Origin of the sequence: Streptomyces sp. NPDC050674 (assembly GCF_040654575.1) — a bacterium.
In the GTDB taxonomy this organism is placed as follows: Bacteria; Actinomycetota; Actinomycetes; order Streptomycetales; family Streptomycetaceae; genus Streptomyces.
Map to the genome: position 1 here is coordinate 263899 of NZ_JBFAIG010000008.1, position 16750 is coordinate 280648.

Annotated in this window: 19 protein-coding genes; 13 read left to right on the top strand and 6 right to left on the bottom strand. The window is 71.1% G+C overall.

The features are described from left to right. The first annotated feature begins 16 nt into the window (after positions 1-16). Positions 17-370 carry a hypothetical protein gene (locus AB0I06_RS16250; RefSeq protein WP_363119432.1) on the top strand — a complete coding sequence of 118 codons (354 nt, stop codon included), beginning with the start codon at positions 17-19 and terminating at the stop codon, positions 368-370. Positions 371-511: 141 nt separating this feature from the next. Here the strand turns inward: AB0I06_RS16250 and AB0I06_RS16255 are convergent, their stop codons facing one another. Continuing rightward, complete coding sequence (locus tag AB0I06_RS16255) at positions 512-1438, bottom strand: RNA polymerase sigma factor SigF (protein WP_363119433.1); 927 nt, start codon at positions 1436-1438, stop codon at positions 512-514. Between the two features lie 239 nt (positions 1439-1677). Here AB0I06_RS16255 and AB0I06_RS16260 point away from each other — a divergent pair, with 239 nt between their 5' ends. The 4 genes from AB0I06_RS16260 to AB0I06_RS16275 all read left to right on the top strand — a co-directional run bounded on the left by AB0I06_RS16260 (position 1678) and on the right by AB0I06_RS16275 (position 4975). Next, positions 1678-2055, top strand: coding sequence for an STAS domain-containing protein (locus tag AB0I06_RS16260; RefSeq protein WP_363119434.1), 378 nt, complete (start codon positions 1678-1680; stop codon positions 2053-2055). Positions 2056-2298: 243 nt separating this feature from the next. Then, on the top strand, positions 2299-2850 hold the full coding sequence (locus tag AB0I06_RS16265) for an ATP-binding protein (protein ID WP_363119436.1): 552 nt from the start codon (positions 2299-2301) through the stop codon (positions 2848-2850). A gap of 375 nt (positions 2851-3225) precedes the next feature. Continuing rightward, positions 3226-3933: an LPXTG cell wall anchor domain-containing protein gene (locus AB0I06_RS16270; RefSeq protein WP_363119437.1), complete on the top strand. Its 708-nt coding sequence runs from the start codon at positions 3226-3228 to the stop codon at positions 3931-3933. 49 nt (positions 3934-3982) lie between these two features. Next, positions 3983-4975: a hypothetical protein gene (locus tag AB0I06_RS16275; RefSeq protein WP_363119439.1), complete on the top strand. Its 993-nt coding sequence runs from the start codon at positions 3983-3985 to the stop codon at positions 4973-4975. Between the two features lie 88 nt (positions 4976-5063). Here AB0I06_RS16275 and AB0I06_RS16280 read toward each other — a convergent pair whose 3' ends face one another. Continuing rightward, positions 5064-6569 (bottom strand): oligopeptide:H+ symporter, encoded by a 1506-nt coding sequence (locus AB0I06_RS16280; protein WP_363119441.1) that lies wholly within the window; start codon positions 6567-6569, stop codon positions 5064-5066. 515 nt (positions 6570-7084) lie between these two features. Between AB0I06_RS16280 and AB0I06_RS16285 the strand changes: the two genes are divergently transcribed. Both AB0I06_RS16285 and AB0I06_RS16290 read left to right on the top strand, forming a co-directional pair. Next, on the top strand, positions 7085-7762 hold the full coding sequence (locus AB0I06_RS16285; RefSeq protein ID WP_030844734.1) for a response regulator transcription factor: 678 nt from the start codon (positions 7085-7087) through the stop codon (positions 7760-7762). 28 nt (positions 7763-7790) lie between these two features. Then, on the top strand, positions 7791-9065 hold the full coding sequence (locus tag AB0I06_RS16290; protein ID WP_363119442.1) for an ATP-binding protein: 1275 nt from the start codon (positions 7791-7793) through the stop codon (positions 9063-9065). A 28-nt stretch (positions 9066-9093) separates the two neighbouring features. Here AB0I06_RS16290 and AB0I06_RS16295 read toward each other — a convergent pair whose 3' ends face one another. Beyond that, complete coding sequence (locus AB0I06_RS16295; protein WP_363119443.1) at positions 9094-9684, bottom strand: dihydrofolate reductase family protein; 591 nt, start codon at positions 9682-9684, stop codon at positions 9094-9096. A 90-nt stretch (positions 9685-9774) separates the two neighbouring features. After that, positions 9775-10164 carry a VOC family protein gene (locus AB0I06_RS16300; RefSeq protein WP_361874715.1) on the bottom strand — a complete coding sequence of 130 codons (390 nt, stop codon included), beginning with the start codon at positions 10162-10164 and terminating at the stop codon, positions 9775-9777. Between the two features lie 100 nt (positions 10165-10264). Here AB0I06_RS16300 and AB0I06_RS16305 point away from each other — a divergent pair, with 100 nt between their 5' ends. After that, on the top strand, positions 10265-10912 hold the full coding sequence (locus AB0I06_RS16305) for a TetR/AcrR family transcriptional regulator (RefSeq protein WP_363119444.1): 648 nt from the start codon (positions 10265-10267) through the stop codon (positions 10910-10912). A 50-nt stretch (positions 10913-10962) separates the two neighbouring features. Beyond that, positions 10963-11346 carry a VOC family protein gene (locus AB0I06_RS16310; protein WP_363119445.1) on the top strand — a complete coding sequence of 128 codons (384 nt, stop codon included), beginning with the start codon at positions 10963-10965 and terminating at the stop codon, positions 11344-11346. A 53-nt stretch (positions 11347-11399) separates the two neighbouring features. Here AB0I06_RS16310 and AB0I06_RS16315 read toward each other — a convergent pair whose 3' ends face one another. Then, the gene (locus AB0I06_RS16315; RefSeq protein ID WP_363119446.1) at positions 11400-11909 is read right to left on the bottom strand and encodes a GtrA family protein; all 510 of its coding nucleotides are present in this window, start codon (positions 11907-11909) and stop codon (positions 11400-11402) included. Positions 11910-12071: 162 nt separating this feature from the next. On the opposite strand from AB0I06_RS16315, the gene AB0I06_RS16320 reads away from it, so the two are divergent. The 4 genes from AB0I06_RS16320 to AB0I06_RS16335 all read left to right on the top strand — a co-directional run bounded on the left by AB0I06_RS16320 (position 12072) and on the right by AB0I06_RS16335 (position 16331). After that, entirely contained in the window at positions 12072-13211 is a 1140-nt protein-coding gene (locus tag AB0I06_RS16320) for a 5-(carboxyamino)imidazole ribonucleotide synthase (protein ID WP_363119447.1), read from the top strand. After that, a complete protein-coding gene (purE, locus tag AB0I06_RS16325) occupies positions 13208-13735 on the top strand; it encodes a 5-(carboxyamino)imidazole ribonucleotide mutase (protein ID WP_358609999.1) in 528 nt (175 codons plus the stop codon). Before AB0I06_RS16320 ends, purE begins: the two co-directional genes overlap by 4 nt. A gap of 5 nt (positions 13736-13740) precedes the next feature. After that, on the top strand, positions 13741-14928 hold the full coding sequence (locus AB0I06_RS16330) for a dipeptidase (RefSeq protein ID WP_363119448.1): 1188 nt from the start codon (positions 13741-13743) through the stop codon (positions 14926-14928). A gap of 269 nt (positions 14929-15197) precedes the next feature. Beyond that, positions 15198-16331: a dipeptidase gene (locus AB0I06_RS16335; protein ID WP_363119449.1), complete on the top strand. Its 1134-nt coding sequence runs from the start codon at positions 15198-15200 to the stop codon at positions 16329-16331. A gap of 19 nt (positions 16332-16350) precedes the next feature. Here AB0I06_RS16335 and AB0I06_RS16340 read toward each other — a convergent pair whose 3' ends face one another. Next, the gene (locus AB0I06_RS16340) at positions 16351-16743 is read right to left on the bottom strand and encodes a VOC family protein (protein ID WP_363119450.1); all 393 of its coding nucleotides are present in this window, start codon (positions 16741-16743) and stop codon (positions 16351-16353) included. Positions 16744-16750: the final 7 nt, after the last annotated feature.

Here is a 16750-nt window from a genome sequence, read left to right on the forward strand (position 1 = left end):
CGGTCAGGGAGATCCGATGCAGACGAGCACCACCCGCCAGTGGCTCCGGCTGAGCTTTCCCCTGGTCGTCAACGTCCTGCTGGGGATTCCGGCCGTGGTGCCCGCCTTCATGCTGTGGTACTTCGCTGCGAACTGGCCCCTTGCCTCGCTGGGCTGGACCGACCGCGAGCCCACCGAGAACGACGGTGTGCTCCCCTGGGTGATGGTCGCGACACCGATCCTCGTCCTGTTCGGCCTCATCTGGTGGCTGGCCAACCGTCCGTTCCGCCGCAGGACCGCACTGTCACCCGGCAGGTACTGGCTGCTCAGCGCGGTGGCCACCGCACTGCCCACGCTCACTCTCATCGTCATCGGCCTGGGACGGAACTGAAAACGTGTCCGACAACGCGCAGCGGATCGGCGGCGCGGAGAAGGGCCGGCGGGAGCAACGGGCGGGCTGAGCCCCGTAGGGCACGCGCTCAGGGGGCGGACGTTCGGTCCGCCCCCTGAGGAAAGCGTCATCCATTGAGGATCACTCCTCGACGGTCAGCCCCTTGCGCAGCCGCACCAGCGTCCGCGACAGCAGACGCGAGACGTGCATCTGCGAGATGCCGAGTTCCTCGCCGATCTCCGACTGGGTCATGCCCGCGACGAACCGCAGGGACAGGATCTTCCGGTCGCGCGGTGGGAGTTCGGCGATCAGCGGCTTCAACGACTCGACGTACTCGATGCCTTCGAGCCCGTGGTCCTCGTAGCCGATGCGGTCCGCGAGCGCGCCCTCGGAGTCGTCCTCCTCCGGCTGGGCGTCCAGCGAGGAGGCGGTGTAGGCGTTCGAGGCGGCCATGCCCTCGACGACCTCGTCGTTGGAGAGGCCGAGCCGCTCGGCCAGCTCGGCCACCGTGGGGGCGCGGTCGAGCTTCTGAGCCAGTTCGTCACCGGCCTTGGCCAGGTCGAGCCGCAGCTCCTGGAGCCGTCGCGGTACGCGCACGGACCACGAGGTGTCGCGGAAGAAGCGCTTGATCTCGCCGACGATGGTCGGCATCGCGAACGTGGGGAACTCCACACCGCGGGACAGCTCGAAGCGGTCGATCGCCTTGATCAGGCCGATGGTGCCGACCTGGATGATGTCCTCCATCGGTTCACTGCGGGAGCGGAACCGGGAGGCGGCGAACTTGACCAGCGCGAGGTTCAGTTCGACGAGGGTGTTGCGGACGTACGAGTACTCGTGGGTCCCTTCCTCCAGCGTCTCCAGACGCTCGAAGAGGGTCTTCGACAGGGCCCGCGCATCGACCGCGCCGACGTTCTCGTACGGGGGGATGTCCGGAAGTCCGGCGAGAAGGCCGCCCGATGTGACGGGCATCTCGTCCTGCTCGATGGGATTCAAGTGTTCCGGAGGGGGTGTCGACGTCGCTTTCGGGGTACGCGATGCGTCGAGCCGGGGTGACATGATGTCCTCCATCGTTCTCGGCATATGGCTGCCGGAGCCGTAAGGTGCACTGCGGTGTGCGGCGCCTCCAAAGCCGGCCGTGTCGGGTACGTGTCCTTACTAGGCCTACCCGCTATCCCGAGCCCACCGCAAGTGCGTTCTGTGGGCATATGTCCGTTTGTGTGTAGTTGTTCGGGTGTCGGACCATGCTGGGAAGGCGTAGTGTTCGAGGGCGTCAGTAACCAGCCTCGACGTCGGGAGAGAGAGACGGCATGGACCGCGGGACGGTCGGCAGCGCACAGTCTGGCCGGCTTCTGGTGGAGGTGCGGGAAGAGGGCTCCAATGCCGTCGTGACCCCGGCGGGTGAGTTGGATCACCACACCGCCGAGTTGTTGCGGGAGCCGCTCGAGGACTGCCTCGCCAAAGGATTCAAGCGCCTGGTCATCGATTGCGCGCGCCTGGAGTTCTGTGACTCCACGGGCCTCAACGTGCTCCTCGGTGCCCGGCTGAAGGCGGAGGCCGCCGGTGGCGGCGTCTCGCTCGCCGGCATGCAGCCGGTGGTGGCCCGCGTGTTCGAGATCACGGGCGCGGACGCGGTCTTCAGCGTCCACGACTCGCTCGAGGCGGCCCTGTCCGACGGGCCGGGCTGACCGGCGGTGTGTCGGTGCGCGGTGCCTCGGACATCCCCCTGTGACCGGTGTCCCAGTCGTGTCATGTCTTTCGTGCGCAATACATGGGTGTTCCCCCGGTCCGCCCGGGCAGGAGACATCCTGAACGTGTCGGTCACCAAAGTGGCGGGGGCGCCGCGAAACCGATGTGCCGCGCGCTGCGTGACTGACTCTGTAGTGAACTTTCTGAATCATGAACTGGTGAATCGGTGAGGTGAAGCGCTGATGAGCACCACCCGGCCTTACCCGCCGGGCGACCGCGGGCCGGAGCCCAGCGGCGCTTCCGGGGCGTCCGAGGGTGGCGTGGCGGCGACCGGCGCGTCCGGTGAGGGCGTGGGCACGCCGTCCGGGGCGGCGCCGTCGGGGGGCCGGCAGGTGCGCCGGCTGAGCTTCGACGGGGAGAGCGGCGTGGTGCCGCTGGCCCGCGACTTCACCCGCCAGGCGCTGTACGCGTGGGGCTGGCTGCCGGCCGCCTCCGCGGACCAGCGGGCCGCCGCCGAGGATGTGCTTCTGGTCGTCTCCGAGCTGGTCACCAATGCCTGCCTGCACGCCGAGGGGCCGGACCAGCTGCGGATCACCTGCGACAACAAGGTGATCCGTATCGAGGTCGCCGACCGCGGCACCGGCCAGCCCGCACCCCGCACCCCGCACCGCGCGGGTCGCCCGGGCGGCCACGGCATGTTCATCGTCCAGCGCCTGTGCCTGGACTGGGGCGTCGTCCGCACGCCGGGGGTCTCGGGCAAGACGGTATGGGCGGAGCTGGGCGCACCGGCGTGACCTGCGGCGCACCGGCATGACCTGCTCCGGGGCGACCGGCTGGGCGTCGGCCGGCCTGTGGGCGTATTGATCGACCTGCGGCGTACCCGGGCGTCCCATGGCGTGCCTGACCTGCGGTTGGCTCCGACCCCTTCCCGCCCTCTCCTGCGTGCCCGTCGAAGCTGCCCGGACGGGCCTGCACGGTCCTGTGCGGTGCTGTCTGGTCCTGTTCCGGTCTGTCCGTTTCGCCGCTCCGGCAGACGCTCCAGGTGCGTCCGAACGGGTGAGTGCGGTGCCTGGATCCGGTGTGCCCCGTGTCTTCCTTCCTCAACGTGCCGGGCGTACCTTGACGGCCCTGTCTGATGAACCGTCAGGAAAAGGAAGGGGAGCGGCACCGTGTCGTACCGGAAACGAACCGCCGCGCTCGCGTCCGCCGCGGCCCTGGCCGGCTCGGTGGTGTGGATGGCCGCCCCCGTCGCCCGGGCCGAGGTCGTCGACGTCAACTACCAGTGCAAGACCCCGATCGGTGACAAAAGTGCCGTCTCGCCCATCGACATCAAGGGCGTCGAGAGCGGCGGCGGCTACCGGATCACCATGTCCTGGCAGAAGGGCGTCTCCTCCAGCCCGGTCGAACTGGGCAAAGGCGCGATGACACCGAGCGCCACCATCGCCCTGGGCGGCGCCGACGGCGGCACCCTGTCGGTGACCGGCCCCGCCAACGACGCCGCGATCCCGGCCAACACGCCGATCAAGATCAGCGACCTGAGCGGCACCTACACACCGAAGAAGAGCGGCGAGGTCACCTTCACGGCGGGCGTGCTCACCATCAAGGCGCTCGGCACGACCACCACGTGCACCCCGACGAACGACCCGGGCCCGTCCCTCACCCTCGACGTCCGAGCCGCGGGCGGCGACGGCACCACCGGCTCCGCCCAGGGCTCCGGCTCCGGCTCCCGCTCCGACACCGGTGGCGGGCTGGCTCAGACCGGCCCGGAGGACTCCGCCGTCGCCCTCGGCACCCTCGGCGGCACGGTTCTGCTCGCCGGCGCGGCGGGGGCCCTGTGGCTGACACGGCGTCACCAGGGCGCTCGGGCCGGTCGCTGACGCACGCCCGGCCTGTGCACCGCCGAGCGCACGACCCCTGGAGCCGCCGATGCCGCACACCGTCCGCCTTCCGTACGGGGCACTGCCGGTCCTGCTGGCGCTGCTGCTCGTCCTCGCGGGCGCCGGGCCCGTCAGGGCGGGGGACCGGCCCGCCGTCGAGCTGTCCAGCTCCCAGGCGGGGACCGGGGGTTCGATCACCGTCAGCGGCACCGGCTGGCGGCCCCGCGCCCTGCTGACGCTGCTGGTGTGCGGGCAGGCCGAACCGAAGCGGGGCGTGACCGGTGGCACCAACTCCTGCGCCAACACCGACGGCCGGGCCGTCACCACCGGCGCCGACGGACGCTTCCGCCGCGAACTGCCCGTCGTGGAGCCACCGGTGCCGTGCCCCTGCGTGGTGCACGTGGCGACCGTCACGGGAGCCGGAGCCGAGGCGGACGCGGCCCTCCGGGTCGCCGGGCACGCCGTCGAGCCGCTGCCCGCCGACGCGGCAGGCGGGCGGCTGTCCCTGCTCGCCGACACCCGGCTGCGCGGCTCCGGCGGCCTGCTCACCTGGTTCGGCTCCCCGCCCGCGCGGACCCTCGTGGTCACCGTCGGCAACGTCGGCACGTCCCCCGTGAAGAACCCGGTCTTCCAGGTCGGCACCTCACATGGCGTGTTCGCCCCCGAGTGGCAGGACCAGCGCTGGCGCGGCACGATCCGGCCCGGAGGGAGAGCCCGCATCGAGCTGCCCGTGGAGCTCGGCGCCGGGGCGCACGGCGACTACACGGTGTCGCTGAAGTACGGCGGCAAGGTGCTCGCCGAACACCCCTGGGGCGTGGGCCGCCCCTGGGGCGTGACCCTGTTCTGGGCCCTCGTCCTGCTGGTCGTGCCGGCGGCCCTGTTCCGCGCGGCCCTGGCCGTGATCGACCACACACGGCCACGCCGCCCCGGCCACGCGGCACGCCCCGCGCGCCGGCCGCGGCTGCCCGTCGCCCGCCGGGCACCGGCGGCCCGGCCCTGGTTCGCCCCGGACTCCGACCGGCCGGGGCCGCGGAGGCCATGAAGAACCGGCCGGGGCCGCGGAGGCCATGAAAGAAGGGCCGTCGCACCCGGGGGGTGCGACGGCCCTGCTCAGGATCCGGGGGCCGGGGTCAGCGGACCTCGCCCATCATGGCCTTGACCTTCTTGCGGTACATGTACACCGCGAGGCCGGCGACCACGGCGAGCGCCGCCTCCAGCGCCACGAAGCCGGTCTTGTCGAGGTTGACCCCGCCGACGGCCGGGTTGGACAGCAGCGCGGTGACGGAGTCGCCCGCGGTGACCGCCAGGAACCAGACGCCCATCATCTGGGAGGCGTACTTCGCCGGCGCCATCTTCGTCGTCACGGACAGACCCACCGGCGACAGCGTGAGCTCGCCCACGGTCTGCACGAAGTAGATCCCGACCAGCCACATCGCCGCGGCCTTGTGACCGCCCTCGGCGATCGACAGCGGGGCGAGGAAGAGGAAGAAGGACGCACCCACCAGTACCAGGCCGGAGGCGAACTTCACGATGGTGCTCGGCTCCTTGCCGCGGCGGTTCAGCCACAGCCACAGCCAGGCGAAGACCGGCGCCAGCGCCATGATCATGACCGGGTTGACCGACTGGTACCAGGAGACCGGGAACTCCCAGCCGAAGACGGTGTTGTCGGCCTTGTCGCTGGCGAAGAGCGACAGGGTCGAGCCGCCCTGGTCGTAGATCATCCAGAACACGGCGGCGGCGACGAAGAACCAGATGTACGCCGACACCTTGGAACGCTCGCCGGCGTCGAGGTCCTTGTCGCGCATGATGCGGGAGATGACCAGGATCGGCACGAGCAGGCCGAGCAGCGTGAGCGGGATCAGCGCCCAGTTCAGGGTGAAGTGGCCGGTGCCGCCCACGAGGCCGTAGAAGACCACGGCGACGGCCAGCCAGATCAGGCCCTTGCGCAGGGTCGACGCCTTCTCGGCGGGCGTCAGCGGGGTGGGGACCTCACTGCTCTTCGCGTTCAGGTGGCGGCTGCCGAGCAGGAACTGGACGAGGCCCAGCGCCATGCCGAGCGCGGCGAGCGCGAAGCCCAGGTGCCAGTTGACGTTCTCACCGACGGTGCCGATGACCAGCGGCGCGATGAAGGCGCCGAGGTTGATGCCGATGTAGAAGACCGTGAAGCCACCGTCGCGGCGCGGGTCCTCCGGGCCGTCGTAGAGGTGGCCGACCATCGTGGAGATGTTGGCCTTCAGCAGACCGGAACCGATGGCGACGAGGCCGAGGCCGACGAAGAAGCTCGCGGCGGCGGGCAGTGCCAGGCACAGGTGGCCGAGCATGATGACCACGCCCGCGACGGCGACCGTCTTGCGGGGGCCGAGCACCCGGTCGGCGAACCAGCCGCCGGGCAGGGTGAGCAGGTACACGAGCGACAGGTACACGGCGTAGATCGCCGTCGCGGTGCCCGCGCTCAGGTGCAGGCCACCAGGGGCCACCAGGTACAGCGGGAGCAGGGCCCTCATGCCGTAGTAGGAGAAACGCTCCCACATCTCGGTCATGAACAGAGTGGCCAGTCCGCGGGGGTGGCCGAAGAAGGTCTTCTCGGCACCGGGGGTGCCCGGTCGGGCCGAGTCCTTCGTCAGGCTGGACGCCATGGTCGTTCCTTGCTGGTCGGGACGCGCCCCGCGACAGCGGTGGTGCGCCCGGTGGGGGCTGCCGGCACCGGTGGGTACGGCCGTCCGCCCGACGCCTACGGGGGTCCGCTCCGGATCACGAAGCGGTGGGCGGTCGCCACCGGGATCCACGCCTCTACGCGCGTCGCCGCACTACGAGGCCCGGCCACAGGTCGTTTCACGTTGGGGGCCGGCGGGAACCGGCCCGCACACAAAAGAGACCTTCAGGGCAAATGGCCTCCGAAGGTCGCCGTGGTGCTACAGGCGTTGAATCACCATACGGCAGGACACCGCCCCATATGGAAGACCTTGAGACACGGATCACAGGTGTCGGGGGAACCGTGCGCCGCGTTTCCAAGGTCCTTACCAGGATCGCACCCCACAGACAGAGGGTCGCACCGCTACCACGGGAACGTGAGAAACGCGTGTGCCCACGGTAAGAATCAAGGCCTCCGGTCACACCCCAGCTCAGGGCGTCGCAGGTCTACCATCACCTCATGACCCGTGTACTGCTCGCCGAGGACGACGCGTCCATCTCGGAGCCGCTGGCCCGCGCTCTGCGCCGGGAGGGCTACGAGGTCGAGGTTCGCGAGGACGGCCCCACCGCTCTCGACGCCGGACTGCAGGGCGGCGTCGACCTGGTCGTGCTCGACCTCGGCCTGCCCGGCATGGACGGCCTGGAGGTGGCCCGCCGCCTGCGTGGCGAAGGCCATGCCATCCCGATCCTCATCCTGACCGCGCGCGCCGACGAGGTGGACACCGTCGTCGGGCTCGACGCGGGCGCCGACGACTACGTCACCAAGCCGTTCCGGCTCGCCGAGCTGCTCGCCCGGGTGCGGGCCCTGCTCCGGCGCGGCGCCTCCGAGCCGCAGCAGCCCCCCGCCACGCACGGCGTGCGCATCGACGTCGAGTCGCACCGCGCCTGGATGGGCGAGGAGGAGCTCCAGCTCACCGCGAAGGAGTTCGACCTGCTGCGGGTGCTGGTGCGCGACGCGGGCCGGGTCGTCACCCGCGACCAGCTGATGCGGGAGGTCTGGGACACCACCTGGTGGTCGTCGACCAAGACCCTCGACATGCACATCTCCTGGCTGCGCAAGAAGCTCGGCGACGACGCCGCCAACCCGCGCTACATCGCCACCGTGCGCGGTGTGGGTTTCCGTTTCGAGAAGAGCTGAGTCGCGGGGCGGGCTCGGGTAACAGGACATGCGTCGCCGACTGATCCAGTCCACGCTCGCCGTGGTGCTCGTCGTGATCGCCGTTTTCGGCGTCTCCCTCGTCATCGTCGAGACCCGGACGATCAGCAACAGCGCCCAGGAACGGGTGGAGTCCGAGGCCGTCCGGCTGGCCAGCATCGTCGACAGCCGGCTCTTCGGGGCGCAGCAGGTCGACGCGGAGGTGCTGCGCAAGCAGGTCACGCAGGACCGCTACTACGCGCTGATCCGCATCCCGGGGGAGGCGCCCATCGAGGTGGGCACGAAGCCCGTCGGGGACGTCATCAGTGCGAGCGCGCCCGGCGAGGAGGGCGAGACGGTCACCGTCCAGGAGCCGCGCTCCTCGGTGACCCGTGAGGTCGGCCGGACGCTCCTGATCATCGCGCTGGTCGCGCTGCTGGCGGTGGTGGCGGCGGTGCTGCTGGCGGTCCGCCAGGCCAACCGGCTGGCGTCCCCGCTGACCGACCTCGCGGAGACGGCCGAGCGCCTCGGCTCGGGCGATCCACGGCCCCGGCACAAGCGGTACGGAGTGCCCGAGCTGGACCGGGTGGCGGATGTGCTGGACGGCAGCGCCGAGCGCATCGCCCGCATGCTGACCGCCGAACGCCGGCTGGCCGCCGACGCCTCCCACCAGCTGCGCACACCGCTCACGGCCCTGTCGATGCGCCTGGAGGAGATCACCCTCACCGACGACCCGGACACGGTGAAGGAGGAGGCGACGATCGCGCTGACGCAGGTCGAGCGGCTGACGGACGTCGTGGAACGGCTGCTGACGAACTCCCGCGATCCGCGCACCGGCTCCGCCGTCTCCTTCGACCTCGACGAGGTCATCCAGCAGCAGCTCGCCGAGTGGCGGCCGGCGTACCGCAGTGCGGGGCGGGCGATCGTCAGCTCCGGCAAACGGCATCTGCGCGCGGTGGGCACGCCCGGCGCGGTCGCGCAGGTCCTGGCCGCGCTGATCGAGAACTCCCTCATGCACGGCGGTGGCACGGTGGCCCTGCGCACCCGCGTCACCGGCAACCAGGCGGTGATCGAGGTCACGGACGAGGGCCCCGGCGTCCCCGCCGACCTCGGTGCCCGGATCTTCGAGCGGGCGATCAGCGGCCGCAACTCCACGGGCATCGGCCTGGCGGTCGCCCGCGACCTGGCGGAGGCCGACGGCGGCCGCCTGGAGATGCTCCAGACCAAGCCCCCGGTCTTCGGCCTGTTCCTCTCCCGCACCCCGCTGCCCAAGCCCCTGGACGACGAGGAACCGATGGTCCGCTAGGTCGTGTCCGGCCCAGGGCCCGTCCTCCTCAGCCGCGGCTGTAGGTGAGGAACGCCGCCCCGCTCTCCAGGACGACGTGGTCCGTCAGCTTCCAGGTGCGCGGATCGAAGGCGGCCGTGCGGCCGAAGAGGGGGATCCCGGTACCGATGGTCAGGGCGCCCAGTTTGACGATCAGCTGGTCGATCTCGGCGTAGAGGGCGCCCGCCAGTTCGCCCCCGCCGATCAGCCAGAGGTCCTTGCCCTCCTCCTGCTTCAGCTCCCGTACCTTCGCCACCGGGTCGCTCGTGACCAGTTCCACGGCCGGGTCGGGGAGCTCGGTCAACGTGGTGGAGAACACCAGGTGCCTCAGATGCGGGTAGGCGTCGGTGACACCGGCGGCGAGGCCTATCTCGTACGTCTTGCGTCCCTCGAGGACGGTGTCGAAGTGCGTGCCCTCCGCGGTGATCGACAGGGCCTTCCGGGCCGGGGCGGGCAGGGTCTCGGGGTACTCCGCGGCGAGGTGCTGCACATAGTCGCCGGGGATCGGCCAGAAGCCGTCGGGTCCTGTGGGGTCGGCGCCGTCGGGCCCGGCGATGAAGCCGTCGAGGGTGGCGGCGATGTAGTACACGAGCTTGCGCACGGAGGGTTTCCTGTCGGTCGGGTGGCGGATGGCGGGTGGTGCACGCGGCGGTTCGGGCGGCGAGCCCGGGATTTTTCGCCGGGAGGAGGGTCAGCCGTGCTCGGGAGCGGTCCACTCGACGAACTGGATGATCACCCCGTTGGGGTCGGTGACCTGGAACAGGCGCTCGCCCCACGGTTCCTGGCGCAAGGGCATGGTGATCCGTACTCCGGCCTCGCGCATCCGCTTTTCCTGCTCCTGAAGGCCGGAGGCGACGGTGAAGGCCAGGATCAGGCCACTGACGCGCTGCTCACGCTGCTCGGGCGGCAGCACCTCGGTACCGCGGGCGAGCAGGACGACGTCGACCGCGTCCTCGTGCGCCAGGGACACGAAGCCGTCGGCGGCGTGCCGGACGACGTAGCCCAGGTGGGTGGTGAAGAACTCTTGCGACCGGGTGACGTCGCCGACGGTCAGCGAGACGGTGGAGGCGGTGAACTGCACAGGGCTCCCTGGATGCGGGGGAAAATTTACGACGGACGTAAACTTATTCTGTGCCAATACTAGTGTCAACATAAAAATGCTACGAGGGTAAGATTGCGCCATGGCTACCCAGACGCCGGCCCCCGGGGCCGGACTTCGCGAGACGAAGAAGCAGGAGACCCGGCAGCTCATCTCCGACCACGCGACACGGCTGTTCATCGACCAGGGCTTCGAGCGGACGACCATCGCCGAGATCGCCGCCGCCGCCCGCGTCGCCAAGAAGACCGTCACCAACTACTTCCCGCGCAAGGAAGACCTGGCGCTGGACCATCAGGAGCAGTTCGCCGCCTCGCTGGCCCGAGCCGTGGACGCCCGGCACCCGGGGGAATCGGCGCTTGCCGCGCTGCGCCGGGCCTTCGACGACGCCGTCGCCTCCCAGGACCCGGTCGCCGGGTTCTCCGGCCCGGAGTTCGCCCGCATGATCGCCGACAGCCCCACCTTGAGCACGTGTGTGCGCGGCCTCCACGACCAGCGCGCACACCGCCTCGCCCAGGCGCTCGCCGAGACCACTGGTGCCCGGCCCGACGACATCACCGTCCGGACCGCCGCGGAACTGCTGGGCGGCGTGCACCGCGTGCTGTTCCACCGCATCCAGGAGCTCACTCTCGCCGGGCACTCCGACGACCGGATCGCCCGGACCGTCGGCGCCGAAGCCGCTCAGGCCTTCGACCTGCTGGAACCCGCCCTGACCGACTACGCCATCGCCTAGCGAGTGCGACTCGGTGGCGTCCGGAGTGGAAATCAGGAAGGCTCACGCGCATGGTGTCGGTAGTGCAGAACGTGGCGATCGACTGTGCGGATGCCTACGGGCTGGCCCGGTTCTGGAGCGCAGTGACCGGATGTCCGCTGCATCCGCAGGACAAGCCGGGGGATCCCGAGGTTCAGGTACTGCCGGCAGAGGGCCCAGTGCTGTACTTCAACCAGGTGCCCGAGGCCAAGACGGTCAAGAACCGGATCCATCTGTGCCTGCGTCCACAGACCTCGCGCGAGCGGGAGGTGGAACGGCTGCTGGGCCTCGGTGCCACCCTCGTCACCGATCGCCGGAATCCCGACGGCTCCGGCTGGGCGGTCCTCGCTGATCCCGAAGGCAACGAATTCTGCGTTCTGCGCAGCGAGTCCGACCGAGCCGTCATGACTTCCTGATCCTCGCGCGGCGCACTCGACCACGTGCCGGGACCGGGCACGGCCCCGCGGGGCTACGGCACCTGCTGCTTCGGCTTCGGAGGGCCGGGGGGCTGCTCCCCGCGCAGGGCCGGGGACGGCGGCGCGGGTGTCTCGTGGGTGGGGAGCGCGCGGAAGACCCAGGAGCGGTAGGACCAGAAGCGGAACAGGGTCGCGATGCCGATGCCGAGGAACTTGAAGACGTTGTTCTGGAGCGGCGTGTCCCAGCCGAAGCCGTACGTGGCCAGGTACAGCACGCCGTTCTCGATGACCAGGCCGATCGCGCTGAACAGCAGGAACAGGGTCATCTCACGGGTGCGGCGGCTCTTGTCGCGGTCGCGGTAGGTGAAGTAGCGGAAGCCGACGTAGTTGAAGACGATCGCGACGACGGTGGCGACGACGCTCGCGCGCACCACCTGGAGGTCGGTGGTGTGCCGCACCAGGTTGAAGACGACGAGGTTGACCAGCACCCCCGCCCCGCCCACCGCGCCGAACTTGGCGACTTCGCGGACGATGTGCCGGAGCCGAGAGGCACCATGTCCCATGGTCGTACAGGCCCCCGTCCGTTCGTCGGCGTCAACCCAGCCATGCTAACCACCCGCTCGCGCGATCTTCCTGCGGACGCCGGTGGACGGCCGCCGGGCGTCCGGGAGGCACCGGGGAGGGTGGCAATCCGGCCACCGCGGCGCGGCCGATACCCTGGGGGAGTGACATTCCCGGTAGTCGGCATGGTCGGCGGTGGCCAGCTCGCTCGTATGACACACGAGGCGGGCATCCCGCTCGGCATCAGGTTCAAGCTCCTCAGTGACACCCCGCAGGACTCGGCCGCGCAGGTGGTGAGCGATGTCGTCGTCGGCGACTATCGCGACCTGGACACCCTGCGCGCCTTCGCCCGCGGGTGCGATGTGATCACCTTCGATCACGAACACGTACCCACCGAGCACCTCAAGGCGCTGGAGGCGGACGGCATCCCCGTGCGCCCGGGCCCGGACGCGCTCGTGCACGCCCAGGACAAGGGGGTGATGCGCGCGAGGCTCGACGCGATCGGTGTGCCCTGCCCACGGCACCGGATCGTGACCGACCCGCAGGACGTGGCCGCCTTCGCGGCCGAGGGCGAGGGCTTCCCCGTCGTCCTCAAGACCGTCCGCGGCGGCTACGACGGCAAGGGCGTGTGGGTCGTCGACTCCGTGGAGGAGGCCGCCGACCCCTTCAAGGCCGGTGTCCCCGTCCTCGCCGAGGAGAAGGTCGACTACGTCCGGGAGCTGGCCGCCAACGTCGTGCGCTCCCCGCACGGCCAGGCCGTGGCCTACCCGGTGGTGGAGTCGCAGCAGGTGAACGGCGTCTGCGACACGGTCATCGCCCCGGCGCCCGACCTCGACGAGGCCCTGGCGCTCGAGGCCTCGGAGATGGCGCTGAACATCGCCAAGGAACTCGGCGTCGTCGGGCACCTCGCCGTCGAGCTGTTCCAGACCCGCGACGGCCGCATCCTAGTCAACGAGCTCGCGATGCGCCCGCACAACTCCGGCCACTGGTCGATGGACGGCGCCGTCACCAGCCAGTTCGCCAACCACGTGCGAGCCGTGCTGGACCTGCCCCTGGGCGACCCGCGCCCGCGCGCCAAGTGGACCGTGATGGTCAACGTCCTCGGCGGCGACTACCCGGACATGTACTCCGCGTACCTGCACTGCATGGCCCGCGACCCCCAGCTCAAGATCCACATGTACGGCAAGGACGTGAAGCCCGGCCGCAAGGTCGGTCACGTCAACACCTACGGCGACGACCTGGACGACGTGCTGGAGCGCGCCCGTCACGCAGCCGGCTACCTGAGAGGCACCATCACCGAATGAGCCCTGTTGTTGGCATCGTCATGGGGTCGGACTCCGACTGGCCCGTCATGGAGGCCGCCGCGAAGGCCCTCGACGAGTTCGAGATCGCCTACGAGGTCGACGTCGTCTCCGCGCACCGCATGCCGCGCGAGATGGTCGCCTACGGCGAGCAGGCCGACGGCCGAGGGCTCAAGGTGATCATCGCCGGGGCGGGCGGCGCCGCCCACCTGCCCGGCATGCTCGCCTCCGTGACCCCGCTGCCGGTGATCGGCGTGCCCGTGCCGCTGAAGTACCTCGACGGCATGGACAGCCTGCTGTCCATCGTGCAGATGCCGGCCGGTGTCCCCGTCGCCACGGTCTCCGTCGCCGGTGCCCGCAACGCCGGTCTGCTGGCGGCCCGCATCCTCGCCGCGCACGACGAGGACCTGCGCACCCGTATGCGCGAGTTCCAGCAGGAGCTCAACGACCAGGCCACCGAGAAGGGCAAGCGCCTGCGCTCCAAGGTCGAGGGCGCGGGCGGCTTCGGCTTCGGCGCGGGGAAGTGACGGCGATGAGCTCCCAGGAGGCGGCCCGGGAACTCCTCGCCGAGTTCCCGGTCGTCGACGGCCACAACGACCTGCCCTGGGCGCTGCGCGAGCAGGTCCGCTACGACCTCGACGCCCGGGACATCGCCGCCGACCAGAGCGCCCATCTGCACACCGACATCCCCCGGCTGCGCGCGGGCGGGGTCGGCGCGCAGTACTGGTCGGTGTACGTCCGCACGGACGCGCCCGACCCGGTCGCCGCCACCCTCGAACAGATCGACTGCGTACGGCAGTTGCTGGCCCGCCACCCCGGGGACCTGCGTCCCGCGCTCACCGCGGCCGACATGGAGGCCGCGCGCGGGGAGGGGCGTATCGCCTCCCTCATGGGAGCGGAGGGCGGCCACTCCATCGCCAACTCCCTGGGCACCCTGCGCGGTCTGTACGGGCTCGGTGTGCGGTACATGACCCTCACCCACAACGACAACGTCGACTGGGCGGACTCCGCGACCGACGAGCCGAAGGCCGGGGGCCTGACCGCGTTCGGCCGGGAGGTCGTGCGGGAGATGAACCGGCTCGGCATGCTCGTCGACCTCTCCCATGTGGCGGCGACGACCATGCGGGACGCGCTCGACACGAGCTCCGCCCCGGTGATCTTCTCCCACTCCTCGGCCCGGGCCGTGTGCGACCACCCGCGCAACGTCCCGGACGACGTCCTGGAGCGGCTGCCCGCCAACGGCGGCATGGCGATGGTGACGTTCGTGCCGAAGTTCGTGCTCCAGGCGGCCGTCGACTGGACCGCCGCGGCGGACGAGAACATGCGCGCCCACGGCTTCCACCCCCTCGACACGACCGCGTCGGCCATGGAGGTGCACCGCGCCTTCGAGGAACGCCACCCGCGCCCGGTCGCCACGGTGTCGACGGTCGCCGACCACCTGGACCACATGCGCGAGGTCGCCGGCGTCGACCACCTCGGCATCGGCGGCGACTACGACGGCACGGCCTTCACCCCCGACGGCCTCGCCGACGTCTCCGGCTACCCGAACCTCCTCGCGGAACTGCTCGACCGCGGCTGGTCCAAGGCCGATCTGGCCAAGCTGACCTGGAAGAACGCGGTCCGGGTCCTGGACGCGGCCCAGGACGTGGCCCGGGGGCTTCAGGCGACGCGGTCCCCGTCCAACGCCACGATCGAGTCGCTGGATGCGTCCGCCGGCTGAGCGTCGAGGGCGGGGTGGTCGGTGTAGCCGGTCGCCCCGCCCACGAACATGAAGTACCGGCCCCGGCGGCCGCCAGCGCCTCGGACGCCCGGCGCACCAACGTCAGCGAGCGGTCGCCGCGCTACTACGAGACGCAGGGGATGCTCTCCGGTCGAGGCGGCCCGGCTGCCCTGAGTGCGCCCGTACCCCGAACGCCCCACCCACCAGGAACCGCCCACCGCCGCGTGCGACGGTGACCGTACCTCACGAACGACCGTACGGGAGCCGCCATGGCAGACCTCCAGGACGACCTGCACCCCACCGCGGCGGCCGGCCAGTGCGACGACCTGGCCGACCCGTACCCCGAGGAGACCGTCGTCGCGGCGGAGTCCTACGAGCCCGTCTCCGACCCCGACGACGCGCCCATGGCCCGGGCCCACGCCATCCTCGCCGCGCACCCCGTCGCCGACGGCTACAACGGGCTGCCCTGGGCGCTCAAGCGCCTGTCCTGGTACGACCTGGAGGACGGCGAGAGCACCGTCGGCACGGATGTGCCCCGGCTGCGCGGCGGCCATGTGGGCGCGCTGTTCTGGTCGTTGCACCTGCCCGAGGGGCTGGACGGCGACCGGGCCGTCGGCGCCACCCTGGAGCAGCTCGACCTGGCCAAGACCGTCGCCCGGACCTGTGAGGAGGGCCTGCGGCCGGTCCGTACGGCCGGGGAGGTCGCCGACGCCCGCAACTGCGGCCGGGTCGCCGTGCTCCTCGGCCCCGCCGGAGCCGCGGCCGTCGGCGACTCGGTGGGCATCCTGCGCCAGCTGCACCTGCTCGGCCTGCGCGTACTGACACTGGCCGGGGTGTCCTGGGCGAGCGAGGCGGGGCTGACCCGGTTCGGCGAGGAGGTCGTGCGCGAGATGAACCGGCTCGGCGTGATCGCGGACCTTTCCGGCGCCTCCGCGCCGACCGTCCGCCGGGTCCTGAGCCTGTCCCGCGCGCCGGTGCTGTGCAGCCGTTCCGCCGCCCGCGCGGTCCGGCCCCACCCGGCGAACCTGCCCGACGACCTGCTCGCCGAGCTGGGCGCGGCCAGGGGGCTGTGCCTGGTGCCGCTGACCGCCGAGCAGACCGGCCCGACCGTCCGCGACGTCGCCGACCATCTCGACCACATCCACGCCGTGGCCGGAGCCCACAGCGTCGGACTGTCCGGCACCTACGACTGCGGAGCCGCCCACCCCCAGGAACTGGGCGACACCTCCTGCTACCCGCGGCTGATCGCGGAGCTGCTGCGCCGCGGCTGGGAGGAGGCCGATGTGGCCCTCCTGACCTGGGGCAACGTCCAACGCATCCTGCGGGGCGCCGACTTCACCGCCCGCGCCGCCCAGCAACGCCGGGAGCCGTCGACGGCGACGATCGCGGAGCTGGACGGGTAGCCGGTCAGTCGTGCTCGATTCAGTCGTGCTCGATCCGGCACAGGCAGAACGGATGCCCCACCGGGTCGGCGTACACCCGGAAGTCCTTCTTCTCGTCGTCCTCCTTGTCCAGCACCCGCGCGCCCAGCGCCAGGACCCGCTCCTCCGCCGCGTCGATCTCGTCCCAGGTCGACCCGGCGTCGAAGTCGAGGTGGAACTGCTGGGCGTTGCGGTCGGCCCTCGGCCACTCCGGGGCGGTGTAGCCGGGGGAGCGCTGGAAGGCGAGCCGGGGTCCGCCGGGGACGCGCAGCACCACCCACTCGGGGTCGTCGTCCTCCGGCGTGCCGCCGCCGACCTGCGCGTAGAAGCGGGCCAGCGCGCGCGGGTCGGGGCAGTCGAGGACGACGGAACGGAAACGTGCCACGGCGGACATAAGGCCT